Genomic DNA, 19303 nt, shown 5'->3' on the forward strand with positions numbered 1-19303 from the left:
GAGCGATCTGCTCGGCCGGAGCGGATTCTGTTTGCTGCTGCTGATTGCGCCGCTTCTTGCGGGGTTGCTCGGACTCGGCTGGAGCGATCTGCTCGGCCGGAGCGGATTCTGTTTGCTGCTGCTGATTGCGCCGCTTCTTGCGGGGTTGCTCGGACTCGGCTGGAGCCGCCTGCTCGGCCGGAGCGGATTCCGTTTGCTGCTGCTGGTCGCGCTTCTTCTTTCTGGGCTGCTCTGCCTGCTGGCTTTGCGCGCAGGCCTCCGCCGACTCGCCCTCGGCGCAACTCGATTGCACTGGGATGAGCGGCGCTGCGGTACGTTGCACGGGGCCGAATGCGGCGTCGCCTTGCAGTGGGAACGCGCCTAGCGGCGCGGACGCCATCAACAGGCCAAGCGCCGTGCCTGCCAGAATCCGTGGTTGGCGTTTCATCATAAACACTCCTTGTGGCGTCCCATCCATGCCCAAACTTTCAGCAACCATGTTTGGTTCCTGTTTGTAGGTTCTAGCTGTGGCACAGGGCGATTGACCGGCGTTTTGAAGGCGACTTCATGTCATTCGTATGGTCCTGGCGTATGTTCCGGCGTATGGTCCCGGCGTATCGTTCGGACGAGGGTGCACGGTTGCCGTGCTTGACCTTGAAGCGTCCGGGGGCCACATGCCGACGATGGAAAAGCCGTTCTGGAAGACCAAGACGCTCGAGGCGATGACCCCGGCCGAGTGGGAATCACTCTGCGACGGTTGTGGCAAGTGCTGCCTGTCGAAACTCGAAGACGAGGACACCGGAGAGATCTACTGGACCAGCGTCGGCTGCCGGCTGTTCGACGCTGGAAGCTGCCGCTGCTCCGACTATGCCAACCGGCTGGCGCGTGTTCCGGATTGCGTCGGGCTGACGCCGCAGAACGTGCGCACCATCAGCTGGCTGCCCAAGACCTGCGCTTACCGGCTGGTGGCCGAGGGCCGCGATCTCTATTGGTGGCACAGGCTGGTGTCGGGAAGCGACGAGACCGTGCACGAGGCCGGCATCTCGATGCGCGGCCGGGTCAGCGCCAGCGAGACCGACCTTGCCGAGCCGGACGACTATTTCGACCATATGCTCGCGGACGAGCCTTAGGATTTCCTGCGGTAACGAAGACCGGGAACCATGGCAAAAGGGTACGTTCCCCATCTGCCCTGCATAGAACGGTTCCAGAAACGGACAGACTAACGGCTGGCCCATTCTTGCCGCATGAACGGGGGATGAATGGCCGGTTCGCAAAAAATTCAGACAGGCGGGTGCATTCTCCTCGCATAGGTTTGACGAAAACGGGTGGAAACCCTCAAACAAGGAGAGAAGACAATGTTCAATACCATCAAGACGGTTGCTCTTTCGGCACTTGTCGGCCTTGGCACGCTTGCTGCCATCCCCGCTCATGCTGACAGCATCTATCTCGGCTTCGGCAACAACCAGGATCCGCGCGTCGGCGTCTATACCGGCGACGAAGATGATGGTTACTATCGCGAACACCGCCGTCATGGCGGCTGGCGCCGGTCCTGTTCGCCGGAGCGTGCCATTGACAAGGCCGAACGCATGGGCCTGCACCGCGCCCGCATCATCGACATCAACCGCCGCACGGTCAAGGTCGCCGGCCGCCAGTATGGCGACCGCGTCGTAATCGTATTCGCCAACGAGCGCGGCTGTCCGATCATCTATCGCTAAGGTCTTCGGGCTTGCGGCCGGCTGACTTGCAGCCGGTAGAGTAGCGGAGCCCTTTCCGCCAGGACGGAAAGCGCGGCTCAAAAAACCCCGGAGGATCGATCCTCCGGGGTTTTTTCATGCTGCAAGCGATGATCATTTCAATTCGAAAGTCACCGTCACCTGTGCGGTATAGGAATTCTCGCCGGCTTGCACCGGGACCGACGCGCCGGCGGCATCGAATGCCTTGGCGTTGATCGGCATCGGCGGTGGTGCGAAATTCTGGTCGGTGATTTCCAGGACCCGGCCGATGCCGACGCCGGCCGCTTCGGCCAGCGTCTTGGCCTTGGCCATGGCATTGGCGACGGCCTTCTTGCGCGCCTCGGTGACGGCTGCCGCCGGATCGTCGTTGGAGAAGGAGATGCCGCCGCCCTGGTTGACGCCGAGCGACACCGCCTTGTCGAGAATGTCGCCGGTCTTGTCGATGTCGCGGACGCGCACCGAAAGCGTGTTGGTCACCTGATAGGCGACAAGCTCGGCCTCCTGGCTGCCGTCGGGCTTGTTGGTGTAGTTATAGCGCGGATTGATCTGGATGCCCGCTGTCTGCAGGTCGCGCTCCTTGATGCCGGACGATTTCATGGCAGCGATCACCGCGGCCATGGCGTCGTTATTGGCATCGAGCGCTGCACGTGCCGTCTTGGCTTCGCGCATGACGCTGAGCGTCAGCAGAGCCAGATCGGGTGCTATCGCCGCCTCGCCTTCACCGGTGACGACGATACGCGGCGGCGGTGGCGAATCGGCGGCGGCCGCGATCGCCGGAAATGCGATTGCGGCGGCAATCGCCAGGGGCAAGATACGTCTGGTCATGAAATCTCCTCGATCTGGGATCCCAAGACAGCCGAGTGTTGGCCGGCGTCCAATGGGCGACGTGCAATAGGTTATCAATATGGGCTGATTTGGGCGATCCCTGCCAGCCCCCTTGGAACGCCTGCTCGGAAAGCCTTGTGCGGTTCAGGGAAAAACACTAATCCAGCGCCGTGGGGCCTGTAGCTCAATGGTTAGAGCCGGCGGCTCATAACCGCTTGGTTGGGGGTTCGAGTCCCTCCGGGCCCACCATTGGCTTTTGTGGCCGTTGATTTAATTGGATTTTTTGGCCATTTTTGTCCCACCTCTTTCAACCCCCTCAGAAAGTGGGACACTTTTGTTCTCTTTTCGATCGATAACCAGCAGGTATTTCGCCGCTCTCGCTACCTTCCGGCGACGCGCTTTCTTGATGTAGTGGTCGGGCTGCTGGTACGTAGTCCACCCATATATCGCCTTCAGCTGCTCGTGCGTCGCGCCGTTCTCAGCGGCGATCGTCGCGCCGGCCTTCCGAATTCCATGAGCACTGCAGTGCGGCAGCTCAGCTTGATCACACCACTGGCGCATCTTGTTGCCCAGACCGTTCTCCGAGAACGGGCGACCATACTCATTGACCAGGAAGGTCATCTGGTCGGAAGGCGTGTGCTCAAGTTCCGCCTCTAGTTCGGGCAGAAGCGGGAGCTCCACCAACACCGCATCCTTGTTACGACTGGTCTTCCCAGGCTTAATTCTGATCCACTTCTCCCACTGCTCGGTCTCCTCGTTGTAGACGAGCGTGATGTGCTGTCGACCGAAGATCGCGACGTCGGACAACCGCAGGCCAGTAAACATGAAGATCGAGAGCGCACGTCTGGCTGCGGTACCCAGCGGATGCCGCTTCTCATATTGAACGATCTCCGACACGTCCCATGGGTGCCAGCCGTCGCCGCTCTTTAGCCGTCTGATGCCGCGGGCGGGATTGGAGTCGACGCCCGGAATCTCTGTGTCCCTTGCCCACTCAAACATCGCGCTGATGGCTTTTACGATATTGTTTGCCGCGCCCAGGGCGTCGAGCCTGGTGTCCCTGATCTCCTTAACATGAGACCGTTTCATACCGGCGAATGGCAGAGATCCCTTGGTGGGATACTGAGGATCCGGGTCACCTTCGAGGGGATGAGGTAATTCGCATACGCGCTCCAGAATTGCTCGTCGGCGCGCCATAGTGTCTTGGGTGATTTCCGTGCCGCCCCGACGGTAATACTCCTGGCAAAGCCACAGTAACGTGCCTTTCTTCGCTGGCTCGGAAGGCTTGGGGAGGCGCCGGCAAATCTCGGGAAGAGTGCCGGGCCGAACATAAGAGACCTCGGCGCGTGCGCAGCGCAGTTCCTCGAGGAACTCGTCGCTGCCGGTCGGTTCACGGAGCCGGACCTTCTTCCGACCCGGTGCGCGAAAATAGTACCGATCATTGCCGTGGCGATCAGTGTCCTTCACTACGCCCTTAAGATCGATTTTCACGGGCTCATCCGTCATGTTCGTGGTTTTCGATCCCAAGGATTGTCTAGTGGCGGCGAATCTTCGTCAAGCTTTGGTGCTCCTCCGATTTGGCGGTGAGGGAGCTTTCGAAAGGCCAATACAAGTTCCTCGACGTCCCAAACAATGCGCCCCTTGCTCGGCATTCGTGGCTGCGGCATCCGGCCGTCCTGGACCATTTCATCAAAGGTCGTTGAGCTTACGCCGATGAACGTCGCAGCCTGCTCGCGATTGATTCCTACCGGCGGGAGCGAGGGCGGCAAGACGCTCGGGGTGCGTAGCATCGGTTTAGCGCGTTGAAAGCGCGTTTTTGACGCCTGCCTGTCTTCCTATGTACCTGTCCGAATATTGCAGACGCTCAATCATGTCCTGGCCCTGTGCTTGCAGGCTCACCCTAGGTCTCCAGACCTAGGATCGCTCAAGACACCGGACTCTTTTCCAGCCTTTGTGTACGATGATGGGTATCTTAATGCGCTCGAGGCCAAGAACTGAATGGTCGGCGACTTGGAAGGGCAAAATGACCGCGGAACCACGAATCTGAGTCAGAGGCGGAATCCAACTGAGGAAAGCATGGCTGTGTTTTCAGACGGTTATGACTCTCATGCATGCGTAACAACCAACAAGAATACAAACAAAATATTTCTGTGGATTACTTTCATTCCTCATGGAATGCGCGACTGATTTGGTCCGACAGCGGCTTCACAAAATAAGAAAGCGCCGTACGCTCGCCCGTCTGGATCATCGCTTCGGCCGGCATGCCGGGCACGAGCGTCAGGTCCTTGAGCTTCGTCAGTTCCGCATGCGGAACCGACAGACGCACCAGGTAATACGAAACGCCGTTTTTTTCGTCCGTCGCCAGATCGGCTGCGATCCGGCTGACATATCCGTTCAATACCGGCGTGGTCCTCAGATTGAAGGCTGACATCCGCAGCACGGCCTTGTGACCAAGCTGGATTTGGTCGATGTCCTTCGGGGTGATTCGTGCTTCAAGCGCAAGATCGTCGCCTTCCGGCACGATTAGCATAATCGGATCGGCGGGCGTGATCACTCCTCCGACCGTATGAACTGCGAGTTGTTGAATGGCGCCTGACTGCGGCGCGACAATATCGATCCGTCGCAGTTCCTGTTCAGCCGCCACCTTGCGCTCAACATACTCCCCGACCTGCGCCTGAACCTCTCTGAGCTCCTGGCCGACTTCCGTCTTGAAATCCGGATCGATCTGCAGGATCTGGAGGCGCGTTTCGGCTATGCGGGCTGCCGTCTGTGCCTGATGTGCAATCTTCTCACCGCGTTCGCCGCCGAAAGTGGCAACCTGCGTCTTCAGGCTGTTCAAGCGTTGGTCCGAGACAATGCCTTGGTCGCGCAGCCCACTCAGGGCAGCAATTTCCTTTTGGAGAATCTCGGTGCTTTTCTCAGAAGCGATTTCCTGCGCCTTGAGCCCCTCGATCTCGTGCTCATATTGAGTGATGCGTTCCGCTAGCTGCGCCTGCCTTCCGTCGCGGGATTGTCTGCGGAATTCGAACAGCCGCGTCTCGCCATGTACTGCCGAAGCTACGTCCGGAACATCTCTGCGGGCGAGCAGCCAGTCCGGGAAGGCGATCTCCGCCAGATCGTCACGCTCAGCTTCGAGTCGTGCCAGGTTGGCGGCCAGCTCATCGAGCCGCTTGGTGACTACAGCGAGAGTGGCGCGCGTCTGGGTGGCGTCGAGCCGCATGAGGATGTCGCCGGCTTTTACTTTATCACCTTCGCTCACCAGGATTTCTCCCACCACCCCGCCGGTCGGGTGCTGCACCTTCTTCACATAGGAATCGACGACAAAGTGTCCGGACGCGACAACCGCACCGGAGAGATTCGTGAAGGCCGCCCAGGCTCCGGCTCCTCCAACAAAGATCACGCTCGCCAGAAGGCCCGCCACCAGGTGCCGGCGAATGGAGCTGGAAACGTCATTATTCTGATGAATGCCGGCCACCGGGATCCTCCATGTCAGCGCGCTCTCCCACGTTATCCTGTGTAGACTCGATGGCCTTGACGCCAGCGCCTGGTGCCATCGCTGCCCTCTTCAAGACTTTGGAAAGCGCTTCATCACGCGCACCGAATGCTCGCTGCCGTCCACCTTCCATGACCAACACAAAATCCACGGCGCGGATGGCGCTCGGCCGATGGGCGACGACAACCGCAATGCCCTTGCGCCCGCGCACGGAGGCGATCGCCTTGACGACCGCAGCCTCACCTTCCGCATCGAGATTGGCATTGGGTTCATCCAGCACAACAAGGAAAGGGTCTCGATAAAGAGCACGGGCAAGACCGATACGCTGGCGCTGCCCGGCGGAAAGTGCCGATCCGGCCTCACCAATCGGAGTTTCGTAGCCGTGCTCAAATCCGAGGATCAGTTCGTGCGTGCCCGCTGCTTTCGCCGCGGTGACAATAGCCTCAGGGTCAGGATTATCTTCAAAACGAGCGATGTTTTCGGCAATGGTGCCGTCGAACAGTTCAACACCTTGCGGCAAATAGCCGATATGACGGCCTAGCGCTTCCGGGTCCCATTGATCGAGGCTTGCGCTGTCGATGCGAACCTTTCCGGCGACCGGCGTCCATGCGCCGACGATGGCGCGCGAGAGTGTCGACTTGCCCGAACCCGATGCACCGATGATCCCGAGTGCGCTTCCCGCCTGAACGGCAAACGCAAGGCCGGTCACGGTCGGCTTCCTTTCGCCGGGCGGAACGATTGTCACGCCTTCGACGCGGAGTTCGCGTTCAGGTGCAGGCATTGGCATAACAGGAGCGGTTTCAGGAACCTTTCCCAGGAGGTCCTCCAGCCGCGCCCAACCCTGGCGCGCCATGAGGAAGGGTTTCCAGCTTGAAATGGCCAGATCGACCGGAGCCAGCGCACGCCCCATCATGATCGAACTGGCAATCATGACCCCGGCCGTAGCCTCCTGCCTGATGACAAGATACGCGCCGACGGCAAGAATGGCCGATTGCAGCAGCACGCGCAACGACTTTGCAATGCCACCCAGCCCACCTGCCACGTCCCCAGCTTTCCGGTTGGCGGCCAGATACTCGGCATTGGCCTTGTGCCATCGGGCAGCGATCCGCTTTGCGAGACCGAGAGCTTGAACGACCTCGGCATTGCGGCGCGCTGCTTCCAGTAGACCATTGCGTACTATGTTGTGGTCAATGGTATCGCGTATCGGCCGTTGCGAGAGAGTGTTGGTAAGAAGTGTCAGAGATGTGAGACCGATCGCCCCGATAAGTGCCGTCATGCCGATCCAGAAATGAAGGAGGAAGCAAATGGCAAGATAAAGCAGCATCCATGGCAGATCGAAGAACGCTGTCGGACCGTTTCCACCTAAGAATCCGCGAATATTGTCGAGGTCGCGAAGCGGCTGCAAGCCGTCGCCCGGCATGCGCGTTAAAAGCGGAAGGCGAACGATCGCATCGTGAACGCGTCCGGAAAACTGTTCATCGAAACGCTCGCCAATCCGCAGCAGCACGCGGGCGCGCAAAACGTCGAGCAGGCATTGGAACGCATAAAGCCCTGCAGCAAGCACGACGAGCCCCACTAGCGTCGATACGCTGCCACTTGCCAGAACGCGGTCGTAGACCTGAAGCATGAACAGCGGCGAGATCAGCGCAAGCACGTTGACCACGCCGCTGATCAACAGAATTCCCCAAATAGCGGAAGTCAGAGGGAAAGGTCTCAAAGCTGAATCCTTCAAGGAATGGTTACTCACGTAGGTCTCCGTGAGGATCTGGCGACCCAGCTCCCTATATTGCTCCCCGAGCGGGAACCGACTCGCTGATTCAGGATCAGTGCTCCCGCCGAATATGTTTGGCTTGGCATCTAATGGAGCGGGTCAACAACAACACCGTCCGGCTGAAGGTTTGGAAGGGCAACGTCATCGTGGCCGGCCGCAAGGGCCCGAACAGGCTTCCGCCTCCACGCGTTCAGGGAGATTTCGGTGTACGACCAGCGCGACGTGCAGGGCTTCGTCAAGCTATACACGCTGCGACTGCTCCCGGGCGCCCCGGCCCATCGCAAGTAGCGGAGACGGAAAGCGCCCGCCCAGGGGGGCGGGGCGCTGTTCCGTATGGGTTTTCTGGATCAAACGAAGGTGAAGTCCGACGCGGTCAGGCCTAGGTCGGCCACGGTGACCACACCGCCCAGGTGGGCGAACTCATGCCCGTTGTTCTCGGCGGTGACATAGGCCAGAGTTGCGACTCTGTCGCTGTAGCTGCTTTGGTAGACAATGATGTCGCCGGCGTGCTCGCCGGAGATCGCACTCGCGGCTTCAGAAGCAGAGTTGAAAGATTCGCCAGTGATCACCACGACGTGTTCGCCGTTCGCACCCGAGGCCGCACCACTGTAGAAGCTGCTCACCGGGTAGCCGGACTGTATGCTGGCGTTGTTGACGAAGTTCGCGCCAAAACCGTCGTTGTAGAGGCCCACAGCATCGAAGGCGAACTTATCCTCCGTCGGGTTGAAATCGGTGATAGTGGTAATGTCCGACTTCGACCCGACAACCCCAGGCACCGGATTGTGGAACTGGAACACGAACGTGTCATTGTCGGTGCCCCCGGTCAACGTATCCTGGCCGTCACCCACGTAGAGGACATCCTGGCCGGGACCGCCGCTGAGCCTGTCATTGTCCTCACCGGAGATGCGCGCGTTGAAGCGGCCGTTGTCGCCGGAGAGATCGTCCCAGCCATCTCCGCCGAAGATGCGGTCGTTACCCTCGCCGCCAATGGCTCGGTCACTGCCCTGGCCAGCCGAGATCTCGTCGTTGCCGGCACGACCGTCAATCCAGTCATTGCCCTGGAAACCCTCCATCCAATCTTCAAGCTCGGTGCCGAGGAGTGTTTCGGAACCCGGGCCACCCTCGATAATCTTTGCCATCGAAAATACTCCTAATGATGCACCCTGCCTGACGCGTTCATATTCCTCATCGGATAATTAGAAAAATCGATTGCTTGGATAGACACACATTTACGAAATGGATGCACTCACGTTCACTTCGCCGTTCTGCTGAGCAGTTGCGGGCTCGCTGGCGGCGGGGACGCTGGTCGCCCAAGCAATCGATCTGAAGATTCGACACTCAAACCACCAGGACAACACTTCGTAACGGGGCCGTCCTAGTTCGGCCCCAAACTTCTCTCTGTTGCTCGACGCCGGCATACCCGCACCGTAAGCGCTGGACGAGGACAAGTTCCGCTGGCCGCGGGTGGAGAACGGCGTGATCCGGCTTGCCGCGCCGAACTGATGGCGCTCGTCGAAGGCATGGACTGGCGCGTTTGAGCCGAACGGAGACGGCGTCCGACGTCGGCCGGATAGGCCGTGGCGAAGTGACTCAGGCGCAAAAGGCGGGCCTCAGGCCGTGCAAAATAAGCTCCTGTCGGCGTCATGACGAGAAGCGCTTCGGCCCGTCCCCACGAAATCATCCGCTCAAGGCGATGTTCGTCGCCATGGCGGCGGAGAAGGCCGAACTGCAACAACTCCGGAGCGAAACACTCAAGGCCGAGATCGTCCGGATGGCGACACTCAACGAGCGTGCCCAGGAGAGGATCGCCGACCTTCATGGGATCGTCAAGCAGCTGGAGCGCGCCGCTTCGGTCGCAGCTCCGAGAAGCTCGAACGTGCCCAGCAGGCCTTCGCCTTCGAAATCCAGACCGGGCTCGGCGCGATTGAGTCCGAGCTCGAGGCCGCAAGACCGACAGGCGAGCCGCGACGTGCTGCGCGACCGCGCAAGGCGTTCCCGGCGCATCTGGAGCGGGTCGAGATCGTCATCCAGCCCGAGCCATGGGGGAAGAAGCGCTCCCGCAGCCAATCGTCCAGTCCGTCAAACGCGGTCGGCCGCACAGGCTTGCGAAACGGAACAGTCCCGCCCTCGCTTAGATACCGAGGCACCGTGTTGCGAGCGCACCCGAATTCGTTCGCCCGTCGGTTCCCCAGCCAAGCTCATCCAGCGGCAGCATCGCTGCCACCTCTTCAGGCTGAAGGATCTGCTCTCCCTGCATCGTTCTCGACAATGCAGGAATCGCCCAATCCCAATCGCCATCCATGCCTCCTCTCATAACCGAGGGGTCGTCGGCCGACAACTGAGACGTCCGGTGCTCTTAGGCGGGGTAATCATACGAGATGCCTCCTGCAACATCATTTCCCGCATCCATAGGCTTGCCGGATCATTATTGTGAAGCGCAGGCCATTGGACGGCCTCCGTGAATGCGGCAGGAAGTGGCGGCGGAAGTTCGACAATCCGCAGGGGTGTTAATTTTGCGAAATGCTGCGCCAGCCGTAAGGGCATTGTCCCAATGCGGTTGGTGCCTGATAGAAGGGGCGGGATCATGCTAAAGCCCTGTACGACGACCTCGATACGTCTCTCGAAACCGTTCTCGAGCAAATACCATTCCTCGATGGAGGGCTGCCGGGTGTCCCCGAATTTAAGCACAACCTGCCCCATCGACAAGTATCGGTCGAATGTAAGTGGCTCTGACAGCTGCTTGTTCGTGCCGCAGCCTACGCATACGAGCATATCTTCGAACAGGGCTGCGCGAGGATGTTTCGACATGAACACTTCCGGCATAATCAGAAAATCAACGTCGCCGCGCCGGAGAAGCTCCTCGGGGTCGTCGGAAATAAGCAGACATTCGAAGCGGACGGCGGGAGCTTCCCGCGCAGCACGCTTTACGATCTTCTTAAAAAATACGAGCGTGAGGTAATCGGAAAGGATGATGCGGAAGCGACGATCCGATCGGGCCGGGTTAAAGGCGTCCCAGGAAATAATCGACAGCTGGATGTGCAGCAATGCCTCCCGGACTGCTGTGGCGAGCCCCTCCGCGCGCGGTGTCAAAATGAGTTCGCGGCCGTTCATCGTAAATAGCTCATCGCTGAAATAGGCGCGTAACCGACCGACGGCGGCGCTCATGGCCGGCTGACTCAGGTTAATACTGCGGGCCGCGGCAGTGACTTTACGCTCCCTGATCAAAGCGTCCAGCACAACCAGGAGATTTAGATCGAGTCCCTTAAAACGCATGTATTGACCTATCCGACGCGTGGATGGGTATCGCCCAAAGAATCAATTTTACGAATGGTGAGTAGCGTCAACGCATCAGCCGACGACGAAATAGAGCAACCGATAGGAAGAACGGCAAAACCGTGTATATGCAAAGCGCGCCGATATGCAGGCCCATGCTGCCGGCCGGACGGCCAAGCATCGCCGGACGAATGAGGTCAATTGCATGTGCGAGCGGCAACAAGGAGGCGACGTCCTGAAAAGCGCCGGGCAATTGGTTGACCGGAAACATCGCGCCGCAAAGGAACAGCATGGGTGTTATAACAAGCGTATTATAAAATATGAAATATTCATAACTGGGCGCAAGCGCCGTGACGACCATCGCTAGACTCGCGAAGGCGAGGCCACTGAGAGCGATGACTGGCAGCAAGCAGAGGATGGATGGCCACGATGTGTAGCCGAGCGTGGTGGCAACAATAGTGATTGCTGTGCCCGCCATCAGGGCCTTGGTGGCTGCCCACGCCAATTCGCCGAGTAAGATATCGCCGAGCGTCAGCTGAGTGCATAGCATTCCTTCCCAGGTGCGCTGGTTGTCCATGCGGCCGAAACTCCCGTAAACCGTTTCAGCAGTCGCCGATGCCATCGCGCTTGTGGCAACCATGCCAGCCGCGAGAAACGCAATGTACGAAGTGCCCTCAACAGGACCTATCATTGTTCCGATGCCAAAGCCGAGACCGAACAGATAGATCATCGGATCGGCGAGGTTGCCGAGAACCGATGCAAGCCCGATTTTCTTCCATCCAAGATAGTTGCGGCGCCAAACCGCGACCCAATTCCACGCATTGGCGGGCATGGCCGCCGCATAACGTTCGCCCATTGTTCAGTCCTCCATCTCGCGCCCGGTTAGCCGCAAGAACACATCCTCGAGATTGGGGGGACGCTGCAGAAGGCGCAGACCCGCGCGCCCGCGTAGCTGCACCAGCACCTGCTCCGGATCGGGTGCATAGCAAAAAAGCGTCTCACCGCTCACCTCGATGCGCTGTGCGTACGGCCGGATCAGCGCACCCAGTTCATGCGGATTGCCGCCGTAGACCTCGACCACGTCACAGCCGATCTGCTCGTCAATGAGTGCGGACGGGCGGCCTTCGGCGATCTTGCGCCCCTCCTCCATAACGCACAGCCGATCGCACAGCCGCTCGGCCTCTTCCATGAAATGGGTAGTCAAAAGAATAGTCTTGCCCCGCGCCAGCAGCGATCGCAGCCGTTCCCAGATCAGGTGGCGGGCCTGCGGATCGAGGCCGGTGGTCGGCTCGTCCATCACTAGCAAGTGCGGGTCATTGATCAGCGCACGCGCGAGCGTCAGGCGCCGCTTCATGCCGCCGGACAGTTCGGCGACGCGCGCATCCGCTTTGTTCTCGAGGCGGGCGAACTCAAGCAGCGACGGTATGACCGCTTCGATCTGGCGTCTGCTCATCCGGAAGTAGCGCCCGAACACCAACAGGTTCTCGCGTACAGTGAACGCGTTATCAAGATTGTCGAACTGCGGGACCACGCCGATGCGCATACGTGCCAAACGCGCGCGCGCCGGCACTGGAGCGCCGAGCACAGTAATCTTCCCCGCATCAGGCGATGTCATGCCGAGGACCATACGCGCAATCGTGCTTTTGCCCGCGCCGTTCGGTCCCAAGAGCCCGAAGCATTCCCCCGCCGTAACGCGGAACGACAGTCTGTCGACAACGAGCTTGTCATAAGTTTTGCTTACGTCAGTAAGATCGATCGTTACCGTGGACATGGGTTCATTTTACCGAGAGCGTCGCCACGACTGGCGGTTGCTGTTGCCTGCCGGACCTGAAACTGTGACTCGTCTTCGCCATCCCAGCCGTCGATAACGAACTGATCGACATCACAAGGATTTAGCCCCTGTTCCGCCAAAGCGGCGACAATTGCGTCGAGATTATCGATGGTTTGATAACGCGGATTGTTGTGCCGCTTTTCCTGCTCAACGCAGAAGACGAGCCGTCCATCCTCGACAAGGGCGATCGCCCCATCATGGGTCAGCTTGGTACCACAGATGCGCATAGTGTCTCCACGTTAACGGCGATAGATTCGATTCATCAGGAAGTGGAAAGCGGGTTCCGGAAACGGACGAGCAAGCAGTCTTCGTTGACCGACTCGCCCCGACACTCAAGACGCTCTACCTCGATCAACGTTTCGTTCAGCATGGCGATGACCGGCTCAGCACCAGCGGCGTGACCCCAGCGACGGCAATTAGCATCCCTTGCCGATCCGAAGATCAGATGCCCGCCTGGCGCAAGCACCCGCACCAGGTTTTTGACGGCCGCGCGCATCTCGGCTATGTCTTCGAGGTAGTATAGGACCTCCGCCACAACGATCAGGTCAAACAACTCGTCGGTCGAAAACTGTTGAACATCGGAGACTATCCAGTTGATGCGCGACGGCTCCTTTATCCGTTGACGTGCTCGAGCAATCGCTTGCGCCACGACATCGATGACGGTGAGCCCTTGGCAGTTGGGAGCTAGTTTTTCCGTGAATGCGCCGGCAGCGCACCCGACTTCGAGGGCATTTGTAATGGAGCCTTGGGCAAGCGCCAGCTGGAGCATTTGCGTGTGGCGCTCCCGCTCGAACGGATTGCCGTCGAGGCGCCACGGATCGTCTGCGGCCAATTCCCGATCGAGCAACTGATGATTCATGTTCTGGGTCAAACTCGTCCACCTCTCGTCCACCTAGGTAATTAGCGATCACTCGTCGCCGCAGATGTTGCTCGACAGCGCTAATCCCGAAGAATCCGCGCAAGATTGAGCCTGCGAAGCGGAGCCGCATGCGGTGAGAATTCTGCCCTGCTTGATCCAGTGATCGGAGTTTGGGTGGGGGCCTGTTTTCCCCCAGTGTTCGATGTAGCGACAGCAGAGCTTCGCGACAGCCAATCGCTATTGCTCAATGTACACAGCGCGTAGGCCTTCAAGGGAAGTAAGAGAAAGATGTTGATGAACGTGTGCAGGGAAAAGCCCAGAAATCGAAACTGTCGAGCACGAAATGCTACCACGCTGCATCGGACCATGGTCATGGACACAATCATCAGTCCTGTCCACCAAGGCACAGTGCCTGTCAGTGCGAAATGTGCGAGGCCCGTTAGTACCGATAGGGCGAGGAGTAGCGGCCCGAGATTCTGTCCGACCACGTCCAACGTGAGATAGCTATTGAGGCCGGGCAGCAAGCGCAGCCCAAGCAGCGTGTCCCGGAATGTGCTTCGTGCCCAACGGAGTTGTTGGCGCAGATACGGTCCGAGTCTGTTCGGAACGACTGTGGCCGCGATGGCGCCCGGAACGTACTCGGTTCGAAAGCCTGCTTTCAGCATGAGGATAGTGAGATGGCGATCCTCCCCGAAGTCGCTTGGCTTGCCCCGAAAAAATTGCGACTCGTACTGGTCCAGTAACAAAAGGAGCGCAGACCGGCGGTACATGGCACATGGGCCGCAACAGCACATAACGGCACCGAAGCGAGCCTGTGCCGCGCGCTCCTCGTTGCAAGCCAGCCAGTACTCCATGTCTATCAGCCTGGTCAGCCAGCTCTCGCTCCGGTTACTGGCAATCAACTGACCCATGACTGCGCCGACCGCTGGATCTCGCATCTTCGGTACAAGCTTGGTAATGACGTCGGACGCGAGTATCGTGTCTGAATCAACGTTAAGCACCAAATCCCCGGATGAGCGGCGTATCGCGGCGATCTGCGCCTTGCGCTTTCCAACATTCTCGGGAAGCAAAATGATGTCGAACCTAGGGTCGCGCGCGTAGGTTTCGTGGACAGTTCCTACGGCTTCGCGATTTCCAGAACCGTCATCAACCACATAGACCCGAAGTCTTCCGGCGTATTCTTGGTCTGCAATGGACGCCAGGCACTCTGAAAGCGTGCGCGGATCCTCGTTGAAGCAGGGGACGATGACATCCACGCTGGGCAGTTGATCGGAGCCGACGAGATCCTCCAACGCCGATGAGTCGTTTGTCGGCAGAGCATAAATCCCCTGCATGCTCTTATAAGCAGTCGAGAGCAGTGCATAAAGCGAAATGGCCACAGTGCTGGTTGTACCAAGAAGAGTCATGGGATCTCGTTTGTTCAGTGATGTTGAGGAAGTGAGCGGATTACAAATCCGCGCTCATGAAGTGCTGGAATCAGCCGGGACAGCGCCGTGACCGTCTGGTCGCGCAGACCGGCGTGAGCGCCCTGGCTCAACTCGCCGGGAGGGCATCCGTCGTGCAAGAGTACGATTGCGCCCGGCCGGACAGAGGCGAGCACGGTATCGATAATCGCGTCGACCCCAGGGCGAGACCAATCTCGAGGGTCGACGGACCAATGGAGGGCCGTCAGCCCGGCGATCTGTGACGCTGTGAAGACTTCTTCGCTCCAGGCCCCGTAGGGCGCGCGAATATAGCGCACCGAGGCCTGAGGGCACGCCCTCATGATGGCGCCGTTCGCTTCAAAGATCTCACGTTGCACTTCGCCGAAGCCGCATTTGTACAGATCCGGATGAGTCATCGTGTGGTTGCCTAGCTCGTGCCCTTCTGCAAACATTCGTTGGATTAGATCCGGGTGCTCTAAGGCGTAGGCGCCGATGACGAAGAAAGTGGCCGGCACCCGCTGCTCTGCCAGCACATCCAGAATCTCCGGTGTGAAAAGTGGATTGGGACCGTCGTCAAACGTCAGATAAACGCTGCGACGGCCGGTGCCGTCAGAGCACTCACGGCGCACTTCGTACAAGCAATCGGGACGGCTCATAGCTCTGGTCCGTTCCGATCGATCATCGTGCCCGTGGGCCATTCGCTGATCGGCCGTCCAACTGGCAGAACAATGGTGAGTGCGTCATCAATGCGTGTGGGCGGCAGGTCGAGGCGCGCCTCTGGTCGGGTGGAGCGCACGCGAATTCCCGACAAGACGGCCAAAGGGCTGTATCGCCGCCCGAACCTCTCAACATGATTCCGCAGCGCGTGCCGGACGGTTCCGAAAGCGAATGGAACGCCAAGCTCCTGCAGTATTGGAAGCACGACATGGATTGAATGGGCGATTCCGAGACTCTCAAGATCCGGACGTACCCCGTACAGGCCCAGCTCAGCCACCAACAGATCGACCGCGTCAACCTTGATGAAACGGCGCAGTATGCCCATGTGAGCCGCTACACCGTTCGAATCATAGGCGATTGCGCGGAGTTCAGGCCTGGCGCCGGCCCAGCTTCGACTACCTTCGAACGGTTCTGCGTTGGACGCCCCAGTCGGCCCGTAGGTATTACGAAAGAACTGGGCGAGCTCGACGTGGTCCGAGAGCTGCAACTCGTTTTCCCAGCACAATTTCCACTGCACCTGAGGGCGCATTTAGGACCTCTCTTCAAAATAGTTTCTTGCGGGCCGCATTACCCGGCCAAAGCGGCGGCGTTGTTGGCTGCACTCAACCGTTGTCGTTAGCGAAGGTGAGCCAGCCGGTGGGGCTCGCCAATGAGCTCTCTCGATGTTCCCGCCCGTCGCGGCGCCGTCGATTTGAGCTTGACGTCGGTCATTTACGTTCCTCTAATGCATGGTTCGTAAATTCGTAAAATTGATTGTTTAGATGATGCCCATCCACACGCTGGATAGATCAGGATATGCGGTTTAAGGGGCTGGATCTGAATCTCCTCGTTGTGCTGGACGCTCTGATCAGGGAGCGTAAAGTCACTGCCGCGGCCAACAGTATTAACCTGAGCCAGCCGGCCATGAGCGCCGCCGTCGCTCGGTTACGCGCCTACTTCAGCAATGAGCTATTTACGATGAACGGCCGCGAGCTCATTTTGACACCGCGCGCGGAGGGGCTTGCCCCAGCAGTCCGGGACGCATTGCTGCACATCCAGCTATCGATTATTTCCTCCGACGCCTTTAACCCAGCCCAATCGGATCGTCTCTTCCGAATCATGCTTTCCGATTACCTCACGCTCGTGCTTTTTAAGAGGATCGTAGAGCGTACTGCGCGGGAAGCTCCCGCCGTCCGCTTCGAATGTCTGCCTATTTGCGACGACCCCGAGGAGCTTCTCCGGCGCGGCGACGTTGATTTTCTGATTATGCCGGAAGTGTTCATGTCGAAACATCCTCGCGCAGCCCTGTTCGAAGATATGCTCGTATGCGTAGGCTGCGGCACGAACAAGCAGCTGTCAGAGCCACTTACATTCGAGCGATACTTGTCGATGGGGCATGTCGTGCTCAAATTCAGGCACACCCGGCAGCCCACCATGGAGGAGTGGTATTTGCTCGAGCACGGTTTCGAGAGACGTATCGAGGTCGTCGTACAGGGCTTTAGCCTGATCGCGCCCGTCCTATCAGGCACCAACCGCATCGGGACCATGCCCTTACGGCTGGCGCAGCATTTCGCAAAAACAACACCCCTGCGGATCGTCGAACTTCCGCCGCCACTTCCTCATCCCGCATTCACGGAGGCCGTCCAATGGCCCGCGCTTCACAATACTGATCCGGCAAGCCTGTGGATGCGGGAAATGATGTTGCAGGAGGCATCTCGCCTGGCGCCTTTGCTTGAAAGCTATTGAGCGTCTCGGGCTTCCTGGAGGCGGTCGCGATCGCGTAGGAGCGGTTGCCATTCGGGCGTCAGGCCTTTGGCTCGGCAGAGCGGCGCAGTTCCTTGCTGAGTACGAGGGCCAGGAACGAGCAGAACACATGCCCGGGTTGGTGCTGAGTTGACTGCCGCCTCCGATTTCGCGTGCGAAGTCCCAGAAGATGTCTAGCCCCACTCAAATGCCAACTTTGCCGGCCTTGCCGCGGCTTTTCACGCGCGGCCAGGCGAGGAGATGCCGGTCGACGAGGTCAATCCCAATGGACTGTGCCGGCCTCGCTCGGCTACTGGCGTGAGGCATCCTTGACGACACCGCCCTGGACCGACAACGTCGAGATGTTGGCAATGAAGCCGGTCGCGACCTCGCGCTTCCGCCTGAACGCGTGGCCGATCCGTTCACCAATTGGCGCTTCATCCTGGGCCGCGGCTGAGGCCTGTGGGGTGCGGCTACCCCGCGTGGATGGGATCATCAATCAACTTTCTCTCATTTATGAAAGGAAACTTCCCCGCTTACGATAGAAGCCATCAGTTTCATATATTTTCCGGCAGATGAATATCGAACGGCAGAAATGTCTGTCCTGGTGTTTCAGCAGTGCCGGTCTCGATAGCCCGCGTCATCAGCGTTATCAGCTCCTGGGAAAGCCGGCGCATTGGCGTGGCGACCGCCATCGTGATGATGTTATCAGCGAGTGCCGCCCGAGATTCCGGCGTGATTTCATTCACGATCGCGACGAGATCGCGACTTTTACCCTCTTCCCGGACCGCGGAGATGGCGCCCTCCATGCCGCCCCCGGCGACATAGAAGCCGACGAGCTCGGGTTCCCGCTGCATGAGATCAAGCGTTGCCTCGTAGGTGACCTGCCGTTTCTCCAGGTTCACAAGCGGATCGAGCACCTCGAACGTCGGCGCGTTCTCACGGCAATAGGAGCGAAAGCCGACGTCACGGAGCTCGTGCCCCTGGAAACGATGGCTACCGACAAACACCGCCACCTTGCCGGGCCGTTTTGCGACCTTGGACACCATCCAAGCGGCCGTGCGCCCCACCTTGCGGTTGTTGAGGCCGATATAGCCCTGTCGCACGCCGGCGGCGAAGTCGGAAAGCAGCGAGAAAACCGGAATGCCTTTGGCCTTGAGGTCCTCAACCGCTGCTGTAATTTTTGGGTGGTCCGGTGCCACCATCGCGATCGCATGGCAGCGTGCGCCCAAATCCTTGAGCGGTGCGATTAGGTCGCTCGGCATATGTGACGGGGCGAATTGGATGAGCGGAATGCCGTGGAAGGACTGGGCCAAATTGACCGACGCTTCGACCTCGCGCGCAAAGTCTTGGTAAAAATGCTGGGCCGGTTTTCTCAAGATGAAGCCCAGACGGTAGCACGGTAGGTCTCGCCGCAAGCGCTGCTTGATGAGCCCGGCAGCATGATAGCCGATCGCGTGGGCGGCGTCGTGGACCCGCCGCGCGGTCTCCTCGCGCACCGGATGGCGGGCGTTCAGAACCCGATCGACCGTTGCTACGCTGACTCGGGCTTCGCGGGCGAGATCGGCAATTGTGGGGCGCTTGGTCATGGGTCCTATTCTGATTGGTTTTTGACGCAGGCTGGCTCTCTGTCACCTAGCGCGATTCGACAATGGTTTCGGGTGGGCAAAGTGAAGACG

Annotated in this window: 17 protein-coding genes, 1 tRNA gene and 4 pseudogenes; 5 read left to right on the forward strand and 17 right to left on the reverse strand. The window is 59.3% G+C overall.

Going from position 1 to position 19303, the window contains the following annotated elements:
* Positions 1–430, reverse strand: a pseudogene (locus NKH90_RS22575) (OmpA family protein); the annotation flags it as partial.
* Positions 431–662: 232 nt separating this feature from the next.
* Between NKH90_RS22575 and NKH90_RS22580 the strand changes: the two are divergent.
* Together NKH90_RS22580 and NKH90_RS22585 are read left to right on the forward strand one after the other, a co-directional pair.
* The gene (locus NKH90_RS22580) at positions 663–1109 is read left to right on the forward strand and encodes a YcgN family cysteine cluster protein (protein WP_023678278.1); all 447 of its coding nucleotides are present in this window, start codon (positions 663–665) and stop codon (positions 1107–1109) included.
* Positions 1110–1334: 225 nt separating this feature from the next.
* Positions 1335–1694 (forward strand): hypothetical protein, encoded by a 360-nt coding sequence (locus tag NKH90_RS22585; RefSeq protein WP_352637442.1) that lies wholly within the window; start codon positions 1335–1337, stop codon positions 1692–1694.
* Positions 1695–1826: 132 nt separating this feature from the next.
* Here the strand turns inward: NKH90_RS22585 and NKH90_RS22590 are convergent, their stop codons facing one another.
* Positions 1827–2537, reverse strand: coding sequence for an SIMPL domain-containing protein (locus NKH90_RS22590; protein WP_352472400.1), 711 nt, complete (start codon positions 2535–2537; stop codon positions 1827–1829).
* 173 nt (positions 2538–2710) lie between these two features.
* Between NKH90_RS22590 and NKH90_RS22595 the strand changes: the two genes are divergently transcribed.
* A tRNA-Ile gene (locus NKH90_RS22595) sits at positions 2711–2786 on the forward strand.
* A 21-nt stretch (positions 2787–2807) separates the two neighbouring features.
* Here the strand turns inward: NKH90_RS22595 and NKH90_RS22600 are convergent.
* From NKH90_RS22600 to NKH90_RS22615, 4 genes are all read right to left on the reverse strand, one after another.
* Positions 2808–4025 (reverse strand): tyrosine-type recombinase/integrase, encoded by a 1218-nt coding sequence (locus NKH90_RS22600; RefSeq protein ID WP_352820973.1) that lies wholly within the window; start codon positions 4023–4025, stop codon positions 2808–2810.
* A 670-nt stretch (positions 4026–4695) separates the two neighbouring features.
* On the reverse strand, positions 4696–6009 hold the full coding sequence (locus NKH90_RS22605; protein WP_352566043.1) for an HlyD family type I secretion periplasmic adaptor subunit: 1314 nt from the start codon (positions 6007–6009) through the stop codon (positions 4696–4698).
* A complete protein-coding gene (locus NKH90_RS22610) occupies positions 5987–7759 on the reverse strand; it encodes a type I secretion system permease/ATPase (RefSeq protein ID WP_352821083.1) in 1773 nt (590 codons plus the stop codon). The genes NKH90_RS22605 and NKH90_RS22610 overlap by 23 nt, the downstream gene beginning before the upstream one ends.
* A 386-nt stretch (positions 7760–8145) precedes the next feature.
* On the reverse strand, positions 8146–8937 hold the full coding sequence (locus tag NKH90_RS22615; protein WP_352820976.1) for a calcium-binding protein: 792 nt from the start codon (positions 8935–8937) through the stop codon (positions 8146–8148).
* Between the two features lie 760 nt (positions 8938–9697).
* Between NKH90_RS22615 and NKH90_RS22620 the strand changes: the two are divergent.
* Positions 9698–9760 (forward strand): annotated as a pseudogene (locus tag NKH90_RS22620) (hypothetical protein); the annotation flags it as partial.
* 77 nt (positions 9761–9837) lie between these two features.
* Here NKH90_RS22620 and NKH90_RS22625 read toward each other — a convergent pair.
* From NKH90_RS22625 to NKH90_RS22665, 9 genes and pseudogenes are all read right to left on the reverse strand, one after another.
* A pseudogene (locus NKH90_RS22625) lies at positions 9838–10100 on the reverse strand (hypothetical protein); the annotation flags it as partial.
* 8 nt (positions 10101–10108) lie between these two features.
* Positions 10109–11071 (reverse strand): LysR family transcriptional regulator, encoded by a 963-nt coding sequence (locus NKH90_RS22630; protein WP_352516375.1) that lies wholly within the window; start codon positions 11069–11071, stop codon positions 10109–10111.
* A 67-nt stretch (positions 11072–11138) separates the two neighbouring features.
* Positions 11139–11927 carry an ABC transporter permease gene (locus NKH90_RS22635; RefSeq protein WP_352450738.1) on the reverse strand — a complete coding sequence of 263 codons (789 nt, stop codon included), beginning with the start codon at positions 11925–11927 and terminating at the stop codon, positions 11139–11141.
* 3 nt (positions 11928–11930) lie between these two features.
* Entirely contained in the window at positions 11931–12842 is a 912-nt protein-coding gene (nodI, locus tag NKH90_RS22640) for a nodulation factor ABC transporter ATP-binding protein NodI (RefSeq protein WP_352609809.1), read from the reverse strand.
* Between the two features lie 38 nt (positions 12843–12880).
* Positions 12881–13129 (reverse strand): annotated as a pseudogene (locus NKH90_RS22645) (carbamoyltransferase N-terminal domain-containing protein); the annotation flags it as partial.
* Between the two features lie 35 nt (positions 13130–13164).
* Complete coding sequence (gene nodS / locus NKH90_RS22650; protein WP_352637458.1) at positions 13165–13761, reverse strand: nodulation methyltransferase NodS; 597 nt, start codon at positions 13759–13761, stop codon at positions 13165–13167.
* An 80-nt stretch (positions 13762–13841) separates the two neighbouring features.
* Complete coding sequence (gene nodC / locus NKH90_RS22655; RefSeq protein ID WP_352753915.1) at positions 13842–15167, reverse strand: chitooligosaccharide synthase NodC; 1326 nt, start codon at positions 15165–15167, stop codon at positions 13842–13844.
* Positions 15168–15181: 14 nt separating this feature from the next.
* Positions 15182–15841, reverse strand: coding sequence for a chitooligosaccharide deacetylase NodB (gene nodB, locus NKH90_RS22660; protein ID WP_352457035.1), 660 nt, complete (start codon positions 15839–15841; stop codon positions 15182–15184).
* Positions 15838–16431, reverse strand: coding sequence for a NodA family N-acyltransferase (locus tag NKH90_RS22665; protein WP_352483781.1), 594 nt, complete (start codon positions 16429–16431; stop codon positions 15838–15840). The genes nodB and NKH90_RS22665 overlap by 4 nt, the downstream gene beginning before the upstream one ends.
* A 266-nt stretch (positions 16432–16697) precedes the next feature.
* On the opposite strand from NKH90_RS22665, the gene NKH90_RS22670 reads away from it, so the two are divergent.
* Positions 16698–17627, forward strand: a complete 930-nt coding sequence (locus NKH90_RS22670; protein WP_352591353.1) for a LysR family transcriptional regulator — start codon at positions 16698–16700, stop codon at positions 17625–17627.
* 307 nt (positions 17628–17934) lie between these two features.
* Here the strand turns inward: NKH90_RS22670 and NKH90_RS22675 are convergent, their stop codons facing one another.
* Both NKH90_RS22675 and NKH90_RS22680 read right to left on the reverse strand, forming a co-directional pair.
* On the reverse strand, positions 17935–18120 hold the full coding sequence (locus NKH90_RS22675) for a hypothetical protein (protein ID WP_352591356.1): 186 nt from the start codon (positions 18118–18120) through the stop codon (positions 17935–17937).
* Positions 18121–18181: 61 nt separating this feature from the next.
* Positions 18182–19213: a LacI family DNA-binding transcriptional regulator gene (locus tag NKH90_RS22680; RefSeq protein WP_023678260.1), complete on the reverse strand. Its 1032-nt coding sequence runs from the start codon at positions 19211–19213 to the stop codon at positions 18182–18184.
* Positions 19214–19303: the final 90 nt, after the last annotated feature.

Source organism: Mesorhizobium sp. M0898 (genome assembly GCF_040319695.1).
Classification (GTDB): Bacteria; Pseudomonadota; Alphaproteobacteria; order Rhizobiales; family Rhizobiaceae; genus Mesorhizobium.

Bases quoted from the DNA above. Each gene is read 5' to 3' on its own strand.
- NKH90_RS22580 (WP_023678278.1), top strand. From the start codon at position 663: ATGGAAAAGCCGTTCTGGAAGACCAAGACGCTCGAGGCGATGACCCCG.
- NKH90_RS22585 (WP_352637442.1), top strand. From the start codon at position 1,335: ATGTTCAATACCATCAAGACGGTTGCTCTTTCGGCACTTGTCGGCCTT.
- NKH90_RS22590 (WP_352472400.1), bottom strand. From the start codon at position 2,537: ATGACCAGACGTATCTTGCCCCTGGCGATTGCCGCCGCAATCGCATTT.
- NKH90_RS22615 (WP_352820976.1), bottom strand. From the start codon at position 8,937: ATGGCAAAGATTATCGAGGGTGGCCCGGGTTCCGAAACACTCCTCGGC.
- NKH90_RS22630 (WP_352516375.1), bottom strand. From the start codon at position 11,071: ATGCGTTTTAAGGGACTCGATCTAAATCTCCTGGTTGTGCTGGACGCT.
- NKH90_RS22635 (WP_352450738.1), bottom strand. From the start codon at position 11,927: ATGGGCGAACGTTATGCGGCGGCCATGCCCGCCAATGCGTGGAATTGG.
- nodI (WP_352609809.1), bottom strand. From the start codon at position 12,842: ATGTCCACGGTAACGATCGATCTTACTGACGTAAGCAAAACTTATGAC.
- nodS (WP_352637458.1), bottom strand. From the start codon at position 13,761: ATGAATCATCAGTTGCTCGATCGGGAATTGGCCGCAGACGATCCGTGG.
- nodC (WP_352753915.1), bottom strand. From the start codon at position 15,167: ATGACTCTTCTTGGTACAACCAGCACTGTGGCCATTTCGCTTTATGCA.
- nodB (WP_352457035.1), bottom strand. From the start codon at position 15,841: ATGAGCCGTCCCGATTGCTTGTACGAAGTGCGCCGTGAGTGCTCTGAC.
- NKH90_RS22665 (WP_352483781.1), bottom strand. From the start codon at position 16,431: ATGCGCCCTCAGGTGCAGTGGAAATTGTGCTGGGAAAACGAGTTGCAG.
- NKH90_RS22670 (WP_352591353.1), top strand. From the start codon at position 16,698: ATGCGGTTTAAGGGGCTGGATCTGAATCTCCTCGTTGTGCTGGACGCT.
- NKH90_RS22675 (WP_352591356.1), bottom strand. From the start codon at position 18,120: ATGATCCCATCCACGCGGGGTAGCCGCACCCCACAGGCCTCAGCCGCG.
- NKH90_RS22680 (WP_023678260.1), bottom strand. From the start codon at position 19,213: ATGACCAAGCGCCCCACAATTGCCGATCTCGCCCGCGAAGCCCGAGTC.